This is a genomic window from Hyphomicrobiales bacterium (assembly GCA_002869065.1).
In the GTDB taxonomy this organism is placed as follows: Bacteria; Pseudomonadota; Alphaproteobacteria; order Rhizobiales; family Rhodobiaceae; genus Rhodobium.
Genome location: PKTR01000006.1, coordinates 202,334 through 218,301, shown reverse-complemented (window position 1 = coordinate 218,301; position 15,968 = coordinate 202,334). Strand labels below are relative to the sequence as shown.

At 64.7% G+C, this 15,968-nt stretch carries 17 protein-coding genes; 6 read left to right on the top strand and 11 right to left on the bottom strand.

What is annotated here, in order from left to right:
- Nucleotides 1–165 precede the first annotated feature (165 nt).
- On the top strand, nt 166–738 hold the full coding sequence (moaB, locus tag C0606_16125) for a molybdenum cofactor biosynthesis protein B (protein ID PLX36224.1): 573 nt from the start codon (nt 166–168) through the stop codon (nt 736–738).
- On the opposite strand, the gene C0606_16120 is transcribed toward moaB, so the two are convergent.
- Complete coding sequence (locus C0606_16120) at nt 735–1,217, bottom strand: hypothetical protein (GenBank protein ID PLX36223.1); 483 nt, start codon at nt 1,215–1,217, stop codon at nt 735–737. The genes moaB and C0606_16120 overlap by 4 nt on opposite strands.
- Before the next feature lie 168 nt (nt 1,218–1,385).
- On the opposite strand from C0606_16120, the gene C0606_16115 reads away from it, so the two are divergent.
- Both C0606_16115 and C0606_16110 read left to right on the top strand, forming a co-directional pair.
- Nucleotides 1,386–1,910 carry a MarR family transcriptional regulator gene (locus C0606_16115; GenBank protein PLX36222.1) on the top strand — a complete coding sequence of 175 codons (525 nt, stop codon included), beginning with the start codon at nt 1,386–1,388 and terminating at the stop codon, nt 1,908–1,910.
- Nucleotides 1,894–2,508, top strand: coding sequence for a transferase (locus C0606_16110; protein PLX36221.1), 615 nt, complete (start codon nt 1,894–1,896; stop codon nt 2,506–2,508). Before C0606_16115 ends, C0606_16110 begins: the two co-directional genes overlap by 17 nt.
- A gap of 1 nt (nt 2,509) precedes the next feature.
- On the opposite strand, the gene C0606_16105 is transcribed toward C0606_16110, so the two are convergent.
- Entirely contained in the window at nt 2,510–3,286 is a 777-nt protein-coding gene (locus C0606_16105) for a glycosyltransferase (GenBank protein ID PLX36387.1), read from the bottom strand.
- On the opposite strand from C0606_16105, the gene C0606_16100 reads away from it, so the two are divergent.
- Both C0606_16100 and C0606_16095 read left to right on the top strand, forming a co-directional pair.
- Complete coding sequence (locus C0606_16100) at nt 3,260–4,393, top strand: radical SAM protein (protein PLX36220.1); 1,134 nt, start codon at nt 3,260–3,262, stop codon at nt 4,391–4,393. The genes C0606_16105 and C0606_16100 overlap by 27 nt on opposite strands.
- A gap of 80 nt (nt 4,394–4,473) precedes the next feature.
- Entirely contained in the window at nt 4,474–5,136 is a 663-nt protein-coding gene (locus C0606_16095) for a ribonuclease HII (protein PLX36386.1), read from the top strand.
- Nucleotides 5,137–5,350: 214 nt separating this feature from the next.
- Here C0606_16095 and C0606_16090 read toward each other — a convergent pair whose 3' ends face one another.
- From C0606_16090 to C0606_16055, 8 genes are all read right to left on the bottom strand, one after another.
- Nucleotides 5,351–5,830 (bottom strand): ATP F0F1 synthase subunit B, encoded by a 480-nt coding sequence (locus tag C0606_16090; protein ID PLX36219.1) that lies wholly within the window; start codon nt 5,828–5,830, stop codon nt 5,351–5,353.
- Nucleotides 5,831–5,841: 11 nt separating this feature from the next.
- Complete coding sequence (locus tag C0606_16085; GenBank protein PLX36218.1) at nt 5,842–6,393, bottom strand: ATP F0F1 synthase subunit B'; 552 nt, start codon at nt 6,391–6,393, stop codon at nt 5,842–5,844.
- Nucleotides 6,394–6,491: 98 nt separating this feature from the next.
- Nucleotides 6,492–6,716: an ATP F0F1 synthase subunit C gene (locus C0606_16080; protein PLX36217.1), complete on the bottom strand. Its 225-nt coding sequence runs from the start codon at nt 6,714–6,716 to the stop codon at nt 6,492–6,494.
- 61 nt (nt 6,717–6,777) lie between these two features.
- Nucleotides 6,778–7,527, bottom strand: coding sequence for a F0F1 ATP synthase subunit A (locus tag C0606_16075; GenBank protein ID PLX36216.1), 750 nt, complete (start codon nt 7,525–7,527; stop codon nt 6,778–6,780).
- 12 nt (nt 7,528–7,539) lie between these two features.
- A complete protein-coding gene (locus tag C0606_16070; GenBank protein PLX36215.1) occupies nt 7,540–7,947 on the bottom strand; it encodes a hypothetical protein in 408 nt (135 codons plus the stop codon).
- A gap of 296 nt (nt 7,948–8,243) precedes the next feature.
- On the bottom strand, nt 8,244–11,702 hold the full coding sequence (locus C0606_16065) for a chromosome segregation protein SMC (protein ID PLX36214.1): 3,459 nt from the start codon (nt 11,700–11,702) through the stop codon (nt 8,244–8,246).
- A 57-nt stretch (nt 11,703–11,759) separates the two neighbouring features.
- Nucleotides 11,760–12,290, bottom strand: a complete 531-nt coding sequence (locus C0606_16060; GenBank protein ID PLX36385.1) for a disulfide bond formation protein DsbA — start codon at nt 12,288–12,290, stop codon at nt 11,760–11,762.
- 282 nt (nt 12,291–12,572) lie between these two features.
- Entirely contained in the window at nt 12,573–13,106 is a 534-nt protein-coding gene (locus tag C0606_16055; protein PLX36213.1) for a DUF721 domain-containing protein, read from the bottom strand.
- Nucleotides 13,107–13,239: 133 nt separating this feature from the next.
- Here C0606_16055 and mutY point away from each other — a divergent pair, with 133 nt between their 5' ends.
- The gene (gene mutY / locus C0606_16050; GenBank protein ID PLX36212.1) at nt 13,240–14,361 is read left to right on the top strand and encodes an A/G-specific adenine glycosylase; all 1,122 of its coding nucleotides are present in this window, start codon (nt 13,240–13,242) and stop codon (nt 14,359–14,361) included.
- 391 nt (nt 14,362–14,752) lie between these two features.
- Here the strand turns inward: mutY and C0606_16045 are convergent, their stop codons facing one another.
- Nucleotides 14,753–15,883, bottom strand: coding sequence for a modification methylase (locus C0606_16045; GenBank protein ID PLX36211.1), 1,131 nt, complete (start codon nt 15,881–15,883; stop codon nt 14,753–14,755).
- Between the last annotated feature and the right edge of the window lie 85 nt (nt 15,884–15,968).

The window sequence follows — 15,968 nt, the reverse complement described above, 5'->3', positions numbered from 1 at the left end:
CGCTGACGATTGCGGCGGGCATTTGGCCTTGGTCAAGGTCTCCGCCTCTCTGGCGTGGAAAACCACGGCAAGAGGTTTGGCCGTTGCGTGAAACGACGCGCGGCTCTATTCGAATTTGGTGCGCGCGCTTTGGCGCCCGGAAAAAAAGACGCTGAGGAGGAGCCAATGCCTGGTATCGACGAGTCGAAGCCTTTCGTTCCGGTCCGTTTCGCGGTGCTGACCATGTCGGACAGCCGTTCGCTGGAGGAAGACAAGTCGGGCACGACGCTTGCCAAGCGCATCGAAGAGGCCGGCCATCAGCTGATCGACCGCAAGCTGGTGCGCGACGAGGTCGCCGCGATCCGCGCCATCGTCAGCACCTGGATCGCCGACGACAATATCGACGCGGTCATCACCACGGGCGGCACCGGCTTTACCGGGCGCGACGTGACGCCGGAGGCGGTCGAGCCGCTATTCGAGAAGCGCATGGAGGGTTTTTCGACCCTCTTCCAGCTCATTTCCTACGAGAAGATCGGCACCTCGGCGATCCAGAGCCGGGCAACGGCGGGCGTCGCCAACGCGACCTACATCTTCGTCCTGCCGGGCTCGCCGGGCGCCTGCAAGGACGCCTGGGACGGCATCCTGAAGGCGCAGTTCGACTTCCGCCACGGGCCGTGCAACTTCGTCGAGATCATGCCGCGCCTTGACGAGCACATGAAGCGCCGCAAACTGCGCCCCGAGCCGGGGAAGGCAGACTAGGCGGGCGACGAAGTCGCGGCTCTCACGAAGTGGCCGACCACTTCTCCGACAATTTTGGTAATCGCGGAGCGCCTCGCTTCCGTGGCGGTTTCCCTGGCTAAACCTGAGAGTTGATCACCAAAGGAGCGTTCATCTTCTTGGGGAACAAGAGACGCCGGCATTGCGTTAAGGGCGGTAAGAGCCTTTGAGGTAAGGACTACCGATACCATCGCATCGTTGCGCTCGCTTCTAATGAAGCCTTCGTGAATGAGCCAGCGCGTCGTATTCAAGAGCAGCCTCTCGAAGGAAAGTCCCTCGACAGGGTCCACAAACTTAACCTGCTCTTGTCCCTTCTTGTTGATCTCACTCGAAATCAACTCAAGCCCAATAGCTTCACCGATTTTTTTCCGATCGATGTTTGAAGCTACAGGGAAGCGATCATAGAGCTGGGCGAAAACAAGTCCGACCAACTCGTTAAATAGATCGATGTTACGGGGCATTTTCAGACCTCAAATCGACAATTGCGTTATTCACTCCAGTGTATGACAGGTTGTCTCGGGGAAGAAGGACCGCGCCTAACGCGCACTCCCCACTCCCCTCCCCCGGGCACCCATACCTCTCCCCCGCACCTCTCCCGATTGACTCCCTTCCATTTTTTTGCATAGCCTATGCATATGTTATGCGCCAACAAACTTGGGGCCTTTGGCCTGCTCGTCTTCGATGCGATGGGAGAGGCGCTTGGCGAGCTGTCGCCGAGCGCGGCTTCCCTGCTGCTCACCCTCTCCTACCGCCCCGGCCTGACGGTGACGGAGCTTGCGGCCGTCGCGGGCATCGCTCAGCCGACCGCCGTGCGCGTCCTGGACGGGCTGGTGAAACGCGGTCTGGCGGAACGGGGCGAGAAGATCGGGCGGACGGCGCCCCTCGCCCTGACCAATACCGGGCGAGCGGAAGCAGAACGGCTGCAAGCAGCGCGCCTGGGCGTCCTCGACGGGCTTCTCGGCGCCCTGCCCGACGACCAACGGGCCGCCTTCGAGGCCGCGCTCGACACAATTCTGGCCGGTGCGACGACCTCGCGGTCCTTTGCCCGCACCACCTGCCGGCTGTGCGACCACGAGCTGTGCGACGGGCCGCTCTGCCCCATAGGTACACGGGCAACCGAGATCGAGAGGAACGGCAATGCTGATCGAACATGACGGAATCGGGCCGACCATTCATCCCGACGCCTGGGTCGCGCCGGACGCCACCATTTGCGGCGACGTCACCATCGGCGCCGGATCCCGCGTGCTGCACGGCGCGCGCGTCATCGGCGAAGCCGGAGGGCAAATCCGCATCGGCCGCAATTGCATCGTGATGGAAAACGCCGTGGTCCGCGCCGGCCAGCGCCATGCCTGCAGCATCGGCGATCACTGCCTCATCGGACCGACCGCGCATGTCACCGGCGCGACGATCGAAGACGAGGTGTTCGTTGCGACCGGTGCCGCCGTTTTTCACGGCTCCCATCTCGGGCGCGGCACGGAGGTGCGGATAAACGGCGTGGTGCACATCCGCACGCGGCTCGAACCGGGCTCGACCGTTCCCATCGGCTGGGTTGCGGTCGGCGATCCGGCAAAGATCCTGCCGAGCGACCAGCACGACGAGATCTGGCAGGAACAAGCACCGCTCAATTTCCCGGACTGGGTTTATGGGCTCGACCGCACCACGCCGGACCTGATGGTCGCCATCACGACGCGGCTTTCCGGCGCGCTCGGCAAGCACGCGGGCGATGTCACCATTTCGGATACGTCAAACTAGGCTAAAGAATCCCGAAGCTGCCGGCGAGCGAACGCAGCAGGCTGACATTCCTGCCCGACGACTTCGTCGTCGCCGCCGTTTTCATCAGAAACATGCGCCGGCGCCCGACGCGGCGGGCTAAATCGGCATCGGCGCGGCGCACGCCTTCGCGGTGACCGCCGACGCGGGTATAGAGCTGGCGCGCGACCACCAGCCCCTGTGCCGCCGTCGGACGGCGAAGCAACAGCGCATGCGCGGCGTGCAGCCGCTCCTGCAGGCGCGGAACCCAGCCGATGTCGGCGTAGCTCAGGCGATAGGCCGCGGCCATGTCATGGGCGCGCCCCACCCGCTGCATGCGGTCGACGAGTTGTTCGAGCTCTTCGCTCCAACCCGGTTCCAGCACCGTGTCCTGATCGAGGAACAGAAGCCAATCGCCGCGATGAGACAGTGCAGCGCCTCGGGCGAGTTGCGCCCCGCGCCCGCCGGTGCACGAAACCCATTCGCAGCCTGCGGCCTCGGCGATCTCTTCGGTCGCGTCCGTTGAGCCGCCATCGGCGATGATGACCTCGCGCACGACACCTGTCGTCACCGCCGGAACAAGGGCCGCCAGCGTACGGGTCAGGGTCTTTTCGGCATTGAGGGTCGGTATGACGATACTCAGCATACGTCCCTCATAGCACAGCTTGTTTAAGGATTCGATCCGCCTTGCGGGTAATTGTTCTTGCTTTGTTCTCTTTCGATGCCTAGATTCCGACCTGAAAGGAGGCACAGCATGCGCCAGATTCGCACAACCAAGCATGACTTGCCTTCCGCCGAGCCGCTGCCGCCGGGCGCTGTCGAGATCGCGCCAAAGCGTCGCCGGGGACGCGGCGCGCAGTCCAACACATCCGGCAGATTCGAGCGCCTGGCCGTCGAGCCATTCGACGATGGCTGGGAAAGCGGCATCGATCTTCCTGCTCTTAAGACCACCATACAGGAAGAGCGGGCGCGCAAGATCATCACCCGCAACGAGTCCCCGGACATCGCCTTCGATCGCTCGATCAACCCCTATCGCGGCTGCGAGCATGGCTGCAGCTACTGCTTTGCGCGCCCAACGCACGCCTATATGGGGCTGTCGGCGGGGCTCGATTTCGAAACCCGGCTGTTTGCCAAGCCGAACGCGGCAGAGCTGTTGAAGCGCGAGCTCTCGGTGTCGGGCTACAAGCCGAAAACCATCGCTATCGGCACCAATACGGACCCCTATCAGCCGATCGAACGGTCGCAGGGCATCATGCGCTCGATCCTTGAAGTGCTCGACGCGGCAAACCACCCGGTCGCCATCGTCACCAAATCGGCGCTCGTTCTCCGCGATCAGGATATTCTTGCTCGCATGGCGTCGCGCGGGCTCGCCAAGGTCGCGCTATCAGTGACGACGCTCGACCGCAAGCTGTCGCGCTCGATGGAACCACGCGCGGCGACGCCCGAACGGCGACTCGAGGCGTTGAAAGAGCTGGCCGGGGCCGGCATCCCGACCGCCATCATGGTCGCGCCGGTGATCCCCGCGCTCAACGACCCCGAGATCGAGCGCATTCTCGACGCCGGGGCTGCTGCCGGCGTGCGCGAGGCGGGCTATATCCTGCTGCGCCTGCCGCTCGATGTGGCGCCGCTGTTCAAGGACTGGCTGCTGAGGGAACAACCCGACCGCTACCGCCATGTCATGTCACTGATCCGCTCGACCCGCGACGGCAAGGACTACGACGCCGCCTTCGGCAAACGCATGAGCGGCTCCGGACCCTATGCCTGGCTGATCGGGCGACGTTTCGAGGCCGCCTGCAAGCGGCTCGGGATCAATCGGACGAAGATGAAACTGCGGACGGACCTGTTCGTGCCGCCCGAAGGTGGCGGCGTGCAACTGGCGCTGTTCTAGGAGATCGGGCGGCGGGATTGGGCCCGATGCGGGGCCGATCCGCGCTCGCGCCGATTGCGGTTTTCCGGCATGGTTCGGCGATGGCTCGCAAGACATCCGAATCGCCGACGCTTCGCCTCGACCTGCCGCCGCTCGTTGCCAATGACGAGCTGGAGCGGCGGGCAGCGAAACGCTTTCCGGGTCTTGTTGCAGGTGCCGACGAGGCCGGCCGGGGGCCGCTTGCCGGCCCGGTGGTTGCCGCCGCCGTTGCCTTCGAGCCGAGCCGTCACCCGCAGGGGCTGGCGGATTCCAAGAAGCTGACGGCTGCCCGCCGCGAGGCCCTGTTCGACGAGATCTGTCTCAGCGGGTTCGTTGCCGTAACCGTCGCCTCGGTCAACCGGATCGATGCGACCGATATCCGCAAGGCGAGCCTTTGGGCAATGGCGCAGTCGCTGTCGGCATTGCCACGCGCTCCCTCCTTTGCCCTCATCGACGGACGCGATGTGCCCGACGAATGCCCGTGCCCGGCGGAAGCCGTGATCAAGGGCGATGCGCGCTCGATCTCGATTGCAGCGGCCTCGATCGTCGCCAAGGTCACCCGCGACCGGCTGATGGTGAAGATGGCGAAAGCCTATCCGGGATATGGCTTTGAGAGGCACAAGGGATACGGCACCAGCGAGCACATGGAGGCGCTCGACCGGCTGGGGCCCTGCCCGCTGCATCGCACGACCTTCAAACCCATTGCGGAGCTTCTGGCGCGTTAGAGATGTTCCTGTGAGTATTGAATCACCGGAAACGCTGTCCGCTTATTTTGACGTGTATTCCTGCCCGAAAACCGGTTCCCACAATTCGCGTACGCGGACCTTCGGTTCGGGAGCACGCGCTAACCGGGCACTTCCCCGGCATCCGGACAACAAAAAACCGCTGTCCGGATGAACAGCGGTCAATTGTCTTGTCCAGCGGTGCGACGCACCCGGATCAGTTGAGGCGGGTCTTCACCTCTTCGATGCCCGAAGCGATCAGCGCCTTGGCGGTGTCGCCCTTCGCCTTGGCGGCAAGGATCTTTTCCGCCGCGGCCACCGCAACGTCGGCCGCACGGGCACGAACCTCGGCGACAGCCATCGTCTCGGCCTGCGCGATCTTGACCTCTGCCGCCTTGGTGCGGCGTTCGATCATTTCCTCAAGCGCCTTGTTGGTCTCGGCGGTGAGGCGCTCGGCCTCGGCCTTGGCCTCGGCGACGATGTCTTCGGCTTCCTGCTCGGCTTCGCGACGCTTGCGCTGGTATTCGGCGAGCAGGCTCTGCGCTTCGTCACGCAGCTTGCGAGCCATGTCCAGTTCGCCTTCGATCCCCTTGGCGCGGTCGTCGAGCGACGAACCGATCTTGCCGGGAACCTTGGCGACGAACATCACCACGAAGAAGAGGACGAGGCCGATGAATGCCCAGAATGTCGCGTCCACGAGCGGTCTCCTCAGTCGTCCATGCTGGCCGTAACGGCCTTGGTGAGTTCGGTCTTCGTCACCTTGCCGCCGACCAGCGTCGTCACCAGGGTTTCGGCCGTTTCGGTCGCGATCGTGCCGACCTCGGCAAGTGCCACGGTCTTGATGCCGGCGATACGCGCCTCGGCGTCGGCAAGCTTGGTCGCAAGACCTTCTTCCGCCGCATGGCGCTTGGCCTGAACATCGGCCTCAAGCTTTTCGCGCGTGGTGCGAGCGATGCCGTGAGCCTTGTTGCGGGCCTCGGCGAGCGCCTGTTCGTAGGCCGCGATGGCTTCGTCGGTCTCCCGCTTCAGCCGATCGGCCTCGGCCCGGTCGCCAGCGATCCGATCCTCACGATCTTCGAGGATACCGGCGATGCGCGGCAGAGCCACCTTCGACATCAGGTAATAGAAGACGGCGAACGTTATCGCCAGCCACAGGAGCTGGGACGGGAACGTCGTTCCGTCGAACGGCGGGAAGTTTCCGCCGCCGCCCTGATGTGCATCAGCAGGCACTTCGGTATGGGTATTGGTCTCGGATGCCATCAATGCCCCCGAACGGGATGACGGACGGTGCTGTTGCCCCGTCGCGCCCCCACGAGATCAAACTCTTCGGACGTATCCGTCCTGCTCGCGTAAAGGGATTACGCGAACAGCAGGATGAGCGCGACGAGCAGCGAGAAGATGCCCAGCGCTTCAGTCACGGCGAAGCCGAAGATGAGACGGCCGAACTGGCCATCAGCGGCCGAAGGATTGCGCAGAGCGCCGGCCAGGTAGTTACCGAAAATGGTGCCGAGACCGATGCCCGCGCCACCCATGCCGAGGCAGGCAATACCGGCGCCGATGAACTTCGCAGCTTCCGCTTCCATTGAGATGCTCCTTGGTTGAACTGAATACGTTGTTGGGTTGAACCGTTAACTCGACCTGTTCCTAGTGGCTCGGATGTATCGCATCGTTGAGATACATGCACGTCAGAACAGCGAAGACATACGCCTGAAGGAAGGCGACCAGAAACTCGAGAGCCGTCAGCGCCACGGTCATGGCAAGCGGCAGGATCGAGCCGGCGACGCCGACCGCGCCAAAGGCGCTAAGCGAAACGATAAAGCCGGCGAACACTTTCAGCGTGATGTGGCCGGCAAGCATGTTGGCGAAGAGACGAACCGAGAGGCTGATCGGGCGCGACAGGAACGAGATGATCTCGATCAGCGTCACCAGCGGGATCAGCAGGGCGGGCACGCCGCTCGGTACGAAGAGCTTCAGGAAGCTCACGCCATTCTTCATGAAGCCATAGATCACCACGGTCAGGATGACCGCCATCGCCAGCGCGAAGGTGACGATGATGTGGCTGGTGATGGTGAAGAAGTACGGAAACATGCCGAGCAGGTTGGCGATCAGCACGAACATGAAGAGCGAGAACACGAACGGGAAGAACTTCATGCCGGCGGTTCCGGCTGAACTTCGCAACATGTCCGCGACGAATTCATAGGCCATTTCGGCCATCGACTGCCAGCGGCCCGGCACCAGGCCACGCCCGCTCGTCGAAAGGATCAGGAACAGGGAGGCGACCGCAACGGTCGCGACCATGAAGAAGGAGGAGTTCGTAAACGAGAAATCGACGCCGCCGACCTCGATAGGGACCCACTTGCTGATCTGGAACTGATGGATCGGATCGTTCGCCACCGGGTCCGCCCCTCACTTTTCATTGCCGGAGCGCTTCTGCTCCGAACTTTGCTGCCCATCCTGCCCGCTTGCCGAGCCCGGCTCAGGGGCCAGTCCGGCGGCGCGCAGCACATTCAATACGCCCGCTGCGAAACCGAGGAGGAGGAAAACGATCAACCCCAACGGCGAGGTCTCGAACCATCGGTCAATGCCCCATCCAAGAGCGGCGCCGACGCCGATACCTGCAACGAACTCCGCCGATAACCGGAAAGCCTGCCCGTAGGCATTCGCTTCGCTTCCCGCCGTCCGGCGTTTTTGTTCCTTCGGACGCTGCGCTTCCAGCGACTTTTCCAGCCGCGCAAGGCGTTGCGCCAATTCCTGCTCGGAGGGCTCGGAAGCCCCTTCGCTTTCTTTTCCAGCCGGTGAGCGAGTGTCGATCATCACCCCTCCCGCGCACAAAAAGACCAAGCGCGGCCTGATACAGCCCCGAATTCGGCCGCACAATAGTTGCGGGCCGCGAGACTGTCAAGGAAAGGCTTTCCCAGGTCAACATTATGATTTTTCATTGATTTTCCCGTTTGAACGGGCTCTGCGGCAATCCGACCTTCGCCGCATGCGCGACCGAGTTGCAGGAAAGACGCACCGAGTCTTTGTATTCGTCGGCGTCAAATGCCGATGCATCGCGAAATCAGCGGGACGAAAAGCCCTGCCGATTCGGAGAAAAACGGCCTGCGCGGTTATCCGACTTCGCGATACTGCTCGGCGGTCGCCAGATCGACGGAGACGAGTTGCGACACGCCGCGCTCGGACATGGTGACGCCGAACAGACGGTTCATCCGCGCCATGGTGATCGGGTTGTGGGTGACGATGACGAAGCGCGTATCAGTTCGCCGCGACATCTCATCGAGCAGATTGCAGTAGCGTTCGACGTTGGCATCGTCGAGCGGCGCGTCGACCTCATCGAGAACGCAGATCGGCGCCGGGTTGGTCAGGAACACCGCGAAGATCAGCGCCATCGCCGTCAGCGCCTGCTCGCCGCCCGACAGAAGCGTCATGGTCTGCGGTTTCTTGCCCGGCGGGCGGGCGACGATTTCGAGACCGGCTTCCAGCGGATCATCGGAATCGACGAGCTGCAACTCGGCCGTGCCACCGCCGAAGAGATGGGTGAACAGCTCCTGGAAATGGGCGTTGACGCGGTCAAAGGCCGCTACCAGCCGCTCGCGGGCCTCGCGATTGAGGCTGTAGATGCCCTGGCGCAGACGCTTGATCGCCTCGACGAGGTCATCGCGTTCCGTCACCAGCACGTCGCGGCGCTCGGCGACTTCCCTCGCCTCCTCCTCGGCACGCAGATTGACGCCGCCGAGGCGGTCGCGTTCCTGGCGGAGCCGGTCGAGCCGGGTTTCGACGGCATTGACGTCGGGCGGTTCGGCGCCCGGCTTCAGTTCGGCAAGTTCGGCAGCCTCTTCAGGCTTGCATTCGAGCGTCTCGTCGATGCGCTCGACCGCATCGGTCACGCGCTCGCGGGCGGCGTTGAGCCTTTCCTCGGCGCGGGCGCGGGCCTCGCGGCAGGAGGACAGATCGGCCAGCGCATCCTTTGCCTGCCGGTCAACCTCGACCTGACGGCGTTCACTTTCGGCAAGCGCATCGGCGGCGGCGGCGCGGTTTGTTTCGGCGCCTTCGACCTCGCGGAACAGCGCCTTGCGACGTGTGTCGATGGTGTCTGGCGTCTCGCGGATCGCCGCGAGTTCGGCCTCCGCCTCGCCCTTGCGTTCGCGCAGGGTGGCGATCTGGTGTTCTGCGCTTTCCGCGCGGCTCGTCCAGCTGCGGCGTTCAGCGGCGATTGCCTGCAAGCGGGCGCGACGGATGTCCCCCTCGCGCGCCAGACCATTGACCACAGATCGGGCCTCGGCGACGGCGGCGCGCTGCTCCTGCACGCTGAGGCGGGTCGCGGCAAGGCGCTGTTCGGTGCCTTCAAGCGGCGGCAGCTCGGCCAGCGCCGCAACGGCCTCGCGATGCGCCGTTTCGGCTTCTTCCAGGCTCGATGCCAGACGCAGGCGGGCTTCCTCAAGCGCACTGCGGCGGGCGACCAGTTCGCCCATCGCCTTTTCCGCCCGGCTCAGCGCGTCACGCGCGGCGTCCGCTGCATGGCGGCTCTGGCGAAGCGCTTCACGCGCGGCGCGCTCGGCCTCGCTTGCCTGCTGCAGAGCGGTTTTGGTGTCCTCGTGGGCCGCACGGTGGCGGGCAAGCTCACGCCCCGCGTCGTCTCCCTCGGCGCGCAGCTCCTCAAGCCGGTTCTTCTGCGCCAGCCGTTCGGCGGCCGCGCTCGGCGCGTCGGCGGACGCAACCAGCCCGTCCCAGCGCCAGACGCGGCCATCCTTCGTCACCAGCCGTTGGCCGGGCGCAAGGTCGGCATGCAGCCGCTCGCCTTCGGCGGCCTCGACCAGACCGATCTGGCGCAACCGGCGACGCAGGGCGGCGGGCGCTTCGACATAGTCGCTCAACGGCGTCGCGCCGGCAGGCAAGGCCGGGTCGCCATCGCCTGTGCCGGTATCGGTCCAGTGGATCGGTGCCTCGTCATCGGTCGGCGCCTCGAGATCGGCGCCAAGCGCCGCGCCGAGCGCCTTTTCATAGCCGGACCGCACCCGCATCGCCTCGACGATCGGTCGCCAGCGGCCGCCCATGCCCTGCGCCAAAAGCCGTTCCAGCGCGGCAGCTTCGGCCTCGATCGCGTTCAATTGCTTTTCCGCGTCGCTGACCGGCGCTCGGGCGGCGGCTTCGGCCTCGCGGGCGGCATCGATACGGTGTTCGGCGGCGTCTGCAGCGGCTTCCGCCTCGCCGACCTGCGCCTGTGCTGCCTCGACGGCGGCCTGCTTTTCGGCAACGCCGGTTTCGCGAGCGAGCGCGTCGGCCAGACCGGCAAGATCACGCTCGATATCGGCGACCTGCCCTTTCAGCCGCTCGATGCGGGTTTCGGCATCACGAATAGTGCGCTGGAGATGCCCGCGACGCGCGGTCAGTTGTGCGGATTCCTCAGTCAGGTCGGAAAACTGCTTTTCGGACGCTGTAAGCTGCTGCTCGGCGGCCTGCAGCGCGGCGGTCGCCTCCGCGCCCTTGTCACGGGCCGTCGCCTCATCCGAGTTCAGGGCCTTTTCTTCTTCGCCGAGACGCGCCAGCGCCTCGCGATTGTCGGCGATAAGCCGTTCCTCGCGGCCGACATCGGCGGCGAACTGCTCAAGCCGGCGGCCGAGATCGGCGATGCGCTCCTTGATGCGGGCGTCTTCGGCGTCGAGTTCGCCAAGCGCCAGACGAAGGCGCTGCAAGGCGGCGGAGGCCTTGGCCTCGGCTTCGCGGCGCGCGGTCAGTTCGTGCGCGGCGACGGCCTGGTCCTTGGCGGTGCGTGCCTGCACCTCGGCCTGCTCGGCAACGCGTTTGGCTTCGGCGGCAAGCGCCTGCTCAGCCTCGCCAACGGCCTTTTTCGCCTGCATCCAGCGCAGATAAAGGATCGTCGCGTCGGCCTTGCGGATTTCAGCTGAAAGCGTGCGGTAGCGGGTCGCCTGACGGGCCTGGCGTTTCAGCCCATCGAGCTGCGAACCAAGCTCGCCGAGCACATCCTCGAGGCGGTCGAGGTTCTGTTCGGCGGCGCGCAGGCGCAGTTCTGCCTCGTGGCGGCGGGTGTGCAAACCGGAAATGCCGGCGGCCTCTTCGAGGATCGCGCGCCGCGAGGTCGGTTTTGCCGCGATCAGCTCGCCGATCTGGCCCTGACGCACCATCGCCGGCGAGCGGGCGCCGGTCGAAGCGTCGGCGAACAGCAGCTGGACATCGCGGGCGCGCACGTCCTTGCCGTTGATCTTGTAGACGGAGCCGGCTTCGCGCTCGATGCGGCGGGTGATTTCGAGGATTTCGGCGTCGGGAAGTCCGCTCGGCACGCGCCCGTCGGCGCGTTCCAGCATCACGGTCACTTCCGCCGTGTTGCGCGCCGGGCGGTTATGCGAGCCGCCGAAGATGACGTCGTCCATGCCGGACGCGCGCATCGCCTTGTACGAGCTTTCGCCCATCACCCAGCGCAGCGCCTCGACGAGGTTGGACTTGCCGCAGCCATTCGGGCCGACAACGCCGGTCAGGCCGGATTCGATGACGAAATCGGTCGGTTCGACGAAGGATTTGAAGCCGAGCAAGCGGAGCTTGGAAAATCTCATGGACGGCCCTCCCGGCGCGCGCGGACGCGCCGGGGGAGCGGGTTGGCGGCGTTACCGCTAGCCCCCCAGTGCTTCATCCAGGAGTTTCGACATCTCCTCAACGGTGAGCGCTCCCACCTGTTTCTGGCCGTTAATGAAAAAGGTCGGGGTGGAATTCACTTCGAATTCCTTGGCCGCGTAGTCCCGCACCCAGCTTACTCCGTCGAGAAGTTCCTGATTCGTCAAGCAGGCGTTGAAGGTCTCCTGTGTAAAACCAACCTGCTTGGACAGGTTGAAGAGAACTTTGACGGGTTCGTTGGTGAAGGCCCAGTCGGCCATCTGGGAAAACAGCAGTCCCAGCATGTCGAAGTAGCGGTCGCTCGGGGCGCAGCGGGACAACATGAAGCCGGCGGTCGCGCGCGGATCGAACGGGAATTCGCGGAAGATGAAGCGGACCTTGCCGGTCTCGACGTACTTCTTCTTGATTTCCGGGAAGGTCTGGGTGTGGAAGTTGGCGCAGTGTCCGCAGGTCAGCGAGGCGTATTCGATGACGGTTACGGGTGCGTTTTCATCGCCGATCGACTGCTCACCGAGCGGGCCGGCCTTCATCAGCTTGTCGAGGTCGTAGCTTTCAGCGGCCGCCGGCGCGACGGCGCCAAGCCCGATGCCGCCGGCCAGACCGGCGCTGAGCGCTGCTGCGCCGATACCATTCACAAAGACGCGACGGGTCGTTTTCACGTTCACTTCCTCTCTTACCGCTTGGTGGGATGGGCCCTTTGATGCCCCTCCCCAGGTGTTTTTCGCACCGCCCCTGAACCCGGTGCCGTTTTCCAAGGTCGTTCCGCAGAATGTGGCCGACCAAATATGGCAATCTTGCGCATGCCGCCAATGCTATTTCGGCTGAGTCCCCTGCACGGCCCGGCCGAGGCGCTCCAGAGCAGCCTTCAGGTGCGGGTTGTCGACACCCGACAGCGAAGCGGCCAGCTCGCGCTCCTCATCCGCTGTCAGCGGGCGGAGCGGCTTCGGCTTCGTCACTGCACGGTGGACCAGCGGGCGCTGGATGATCTTGAGGCGGCCGATGGCGGCCCAGCCGAGAAAGACGTTGATGCGTTCGATGATCTGCGGCGCGTCATGCTGCAGAAAGAGCGCCGTCGGCCCCTCGCAGCGCACCACCAGCGTCGCCGAAGCATAGTCGTCGCCGTCATCCTCGCCATTGCGCGGCCAGATCAGCTTTTCCGCCTGCGTGGTGTCGGCGTAGCGCTCGCCGACGATATCGGACCAGGCGGTGACCAGATCGGCGGTGGCGAAACCGCGGCGGCGGCAGAGCGGCGTCAGCGCCGCGCCGATGAGATCGGCAAGCGGCTGCGGGCGGCGGTTCTGCCACTGCTGCTTCTTGCCCGATCTGGCGCGCTGATCCGATGCCACGGCCTGGTCTCCGAAACTCGTTGGCTCTCGTTTTCGCGTCGCAGGCTGCGGCGCGCAAGGGGGAGGTCATGCGAAAGCGATAAAATTCGCGTGTCATCTTGTCTTCGGGTGCCCGCCGCGCCAAGACACGATCATGGACAAGGGCATCAAGCGCGAGCCGAAGGATCGAGCGGACACGGCATGGCCGGAGCCGGCTGACCTGCTTGCCTGGTACGACCGGCATGCGCGCACCCTGCCCTGGCGGGTCGGACCGAAAGCGCGAGCCAGCGGAATGCGCGTCGTGCCGTATCACGTCTGGCTGTCGGAAATCATGCTGCAGCAGACGACCGTGCAGGCGGTGAAGCCCTATTTCGAGAACTTTCTCTCCCGCTGGCCGACGCTCTCCGACCTTGCGGCTGCCGACGAGGCCGAGGTGATGGCGGCCTGGGCCGGGCTCGGCTATTACAGCCGGGCGCGCAATCTCGTGGCCTGTGCCAGAGTTGTTGCCGAAGAGCATGGCGGGGTCTTCCCCGACACCGAAGACGGTCTGCGCGGACTGCCCGGCATCGGCCCCTACACGGCGGCGGCGATCGCCGCGATCGCCTTAGACCGTCCCGCGACCGTGGTCGACGGCAATGTGGAGCGCGTCGTCTCACGACTTTTCGCCATTCCCGAGCCGCTGCCGCAGTCAAAGCCGGCGATCCGCGCCAAGGCTTCCTTGCTCACACCCGACGCGCGGCCCGGCGACTTCGCGCAAGCGATGATGGATCTCGGCGCAACGATCTGCACCAAGCGGCCGGCCTGCGCGCTCTGTCCGTGGATGGAGGCGTGCGAGGCGCGGGCGGAAGGATCCCCGAAGATCTACCCGCTCAGGGCCGAGAAGAAGAAAAAGCCGACCCGGCATGGCGCGGCCTTCGTTGCGGTACGGGCAGGAAGGGAAATCCTGCTGCGCCGCCGCCCACCGAAGGGATTGCTGGGCGGCATGACCGAAGTTCCGGGCAATGAATGGGCGGAAAAGAGCGATGACGAGCTGCCCGACATGCTCTCCGTTCCGTTTACGGCAAGCTGGAAAGCCATGAGCGGCACGGTGCGCCACACCTTCACGCATTTTCATCTGGAATTGACGGTCTACCGGGCCGACGTCGCGGCGGATCACCCCGCGCCCGATGGCGCCTTTTGGGCGCGCATCGATTGTCTGAAGGACGAGGCCCTGCCGACGGTCATGCGCAAGGCGGTCGCCGCCGGGCTCGGGCAGGATCCGAAGCGGAAGCGGTGAGTTTGGTACGGGGGCTGCCGCGACCTCGGACTATTCTGCTCCCCCGCTACCCTCCGGCCTATCTCTCCCGTCATTCTCCGACCCATCTCTCCTGTCATCCTCCGGCTTGACCGGAGGATCGGCCAGAGACGGCCACCGGGTTTGCGCGAGAAGCGAGGCGGGCGGGCGATTGCGTACCTGCCATTGGGCCCTGCCCGCGTTGAGAACGATCCTCCGGTCAAGCCGGAGGATGACGGTCGTGGGTGGCGATTGAGCCAACCCCAACCGCACCGGCATACCGCGCCGAAACGGGCAATGGATCCCGGCTCAAGGCCGGGATGACGGGAGTGCGGGTGGCAACTAATTGAAAAACGGCCAGTTTTTCAAGCGTTCCGATAACCGTCGATCAGTTCTACCGCGTCATGCCCTTGCGGATAATCGCGCGCAGATCGTCGATCGGGGTCGGGCCCTCGCCATTGTCGTGGTGCCAGAAGGTCCAGCCGTTGCAGGCGTCGAACCCTTGCACGGCGGCGCCGACCTTGTGGATCGAGCCAACGGTGCCGTCGGCATCGAGACTGCCATCGGCGCGCACAACCGCGCGGAAACGGCCGCGGGCGTCGGTCAGTTCGGCACCCGGTTCGAGCAGGCCCTCTTCAAGCAGACGGCCAAATGCCACGCGCGGTTCGGCGCGCTTGCCTTTGACAATCTCGAGTGCGTGGTCGGGCGACGGCACGATGGCGTCGATACGCTCGCGCGCGGCCTTGGCGTAGGTCTTGTCGCGCTCGATGCCGATGAAGTGGCGGCCGAGTTTCTTGGCAACAGCACCCGAGGTGCCGGTTCCGAAGAACGGATCGAGCACCACGTCGCCCGGATTGGTCGAGGACAGCAGCACCCGATAGAGCAGCGCTTCCGGCTTCTGGGTCGGATGGACCTTCTGGCCGTCGTCGCCTTTCAACCGTTCGCCGCCATTGCAGATCGGCAGCGTCCAGTCGGAGCGCATCTGCAGATCGTCGTTGAACGCCTTCAACGCTTCGTAATTGAAGGTGTAGCCCTTGGCGTCGCGGTCGCGCGAGGCCCAGATCATGGTCTCGTGGGCGTTGGTGAAGCGCTTGCCGCGGAAATTCGGCATCGGGTTCGACTTCAGCCAGACGACGTCGTTGAGCATCCAGTAGCCGAGGTCCTGCAGGACTGTGCCGACACGGAAGATGTTGTGATAGGAGCCGATGACCCACAGCGTGCCGGTCGGCTTCAGCACCCGACGGCAGGCCATCAGCCAGGCGCGGGTGAAGGCATCGTAGGCGGCGAAGGACTCGAACTGGTCCCATTCGTCATCGACCGCGTCGACCTTGGACTGGTCGGGGCGATGCAGCGCGCCTTCGAGCTGGAGATTATACGGGGGGTCGGCGAAGACCACGTCGACGGAACCCGCCGGCAGCTTCGACAACTCGGCAACACAATCACCGACGAGGATCTCGTCGAGAGGGGCCGTTTCGGAGAGATGGCGGGGCGCCACGGCGGGCGCCCCTTTACGCGATACACTCATTGCGACGCAATACCCTACGCAATTACGAGGGTTAATCTGGCCCAACAGGGTAAAGAGGCGGTTAAGACCCGGAACGAAAATTTTT

What these genes read in the sequence shown, in the direction of transcription:
- moaB (PLX36224.1), top strand. Translation starts at nt 166, where the DNA reads ATGCCTGGTATCGACGAGTCGAAGCCTTTCGTTCCGGTCCGTTTCGCG.
- C0606_16120 (PLX36223.1), bottom strand. Translation starts at nt 1,217, where the DNA reads ATGCCCCGTAACATCGATCTATTTAACGAGTTGGTCGGACTTGTTTTC.
- C0606_16115 (PLX36222.1), top strand. Translation starts at nt 1,386, where the DNA reads ATGCATATGTTATGCGCCAACAAACTTGGGGCCTTTGGCCTGCTCGTC.
- C0606_16110 (PLX36221.1), top strand. Translation starts at nt 1,894, where the DNA reads ATGCTGATCGAACATGACGGAATCGGGCCGACCATTCATCCCGACGCC.
- C0606_16100 (PLX36220.1), top strand. Translation starts at nt 3,260, where the DNA reads ATGCGCCAGATTCGCACAACCAAGCATGACTTGCCTTCCGCCGAGCCG.
- C0606_16105 (PLX36387.1), bottom strand. Translation starts at nt 3,286, where the DNA reads ATGCTTGGTTGTGCGAATCTGGCGCATGCTGTGCCTCCTTTCAGGTCG.
- C0606_16095 (PLX36386.1), top strand. Translation starts at nt 4,474, where the DNA reads ATGGCTCGCAAGACATCCGAATCGCCGACGCTTCGCCTCGACCTGCCG.
- C0606_16085 (PLX36218.1), bottom strand. Translation starts at nt 6,393, where the DNA reads ATGGCATCCGAGACCAATACCCATACCGAAGTGCCTGCTGATGCACAT.
- C0606_16080 (PLX36217.1), bottom strand. Translation starts at nt 6,716, where the DNA reads ATGGAAGCGGAAGCTGCGAAGTTCATCGGCGCCGGTATTGCCTGCCTC.
- C0606_16070 (PLX36215.1), bottom strand. Translation starts at nt 7,947, where the DNA reads ATGATCGACACTCGCTCACCGGCTGGAAAAGAAAGCGAAGGGGCTTCC.
- C0606_16065 (PLX36214.1), bottom strand. Translation starts at nt 11,702, where the DNA reads ATGAGATTTTCCAAGCTCCGCTTGCTCGGCTTCAAATCCTTCGTCGAA.
- C0606_16060 (PLX36385.1), bottom strand. Translation starts at nt 12,290, where the DNA reads ATGAAGGCCGGCCCGCTCGGTGAGCAGTCGATCGGCGATGAAAACGCA.
- mutY (PLX36212.1), top strand. Translation starts at nt 13,240, where the DNA reads ATGGACAAGGGCATCAAGCGCGAGCCGAAGGATCGAGCGGACACGGCA.
- C0606_16045 (PLX36211.1), bottom strand. Translation starts at nt 15,883, where the DNA reads ATGAGTGTATCGCGTAAAGGGGCGCCCGCCGTGGCGCCCCGCCATCTC.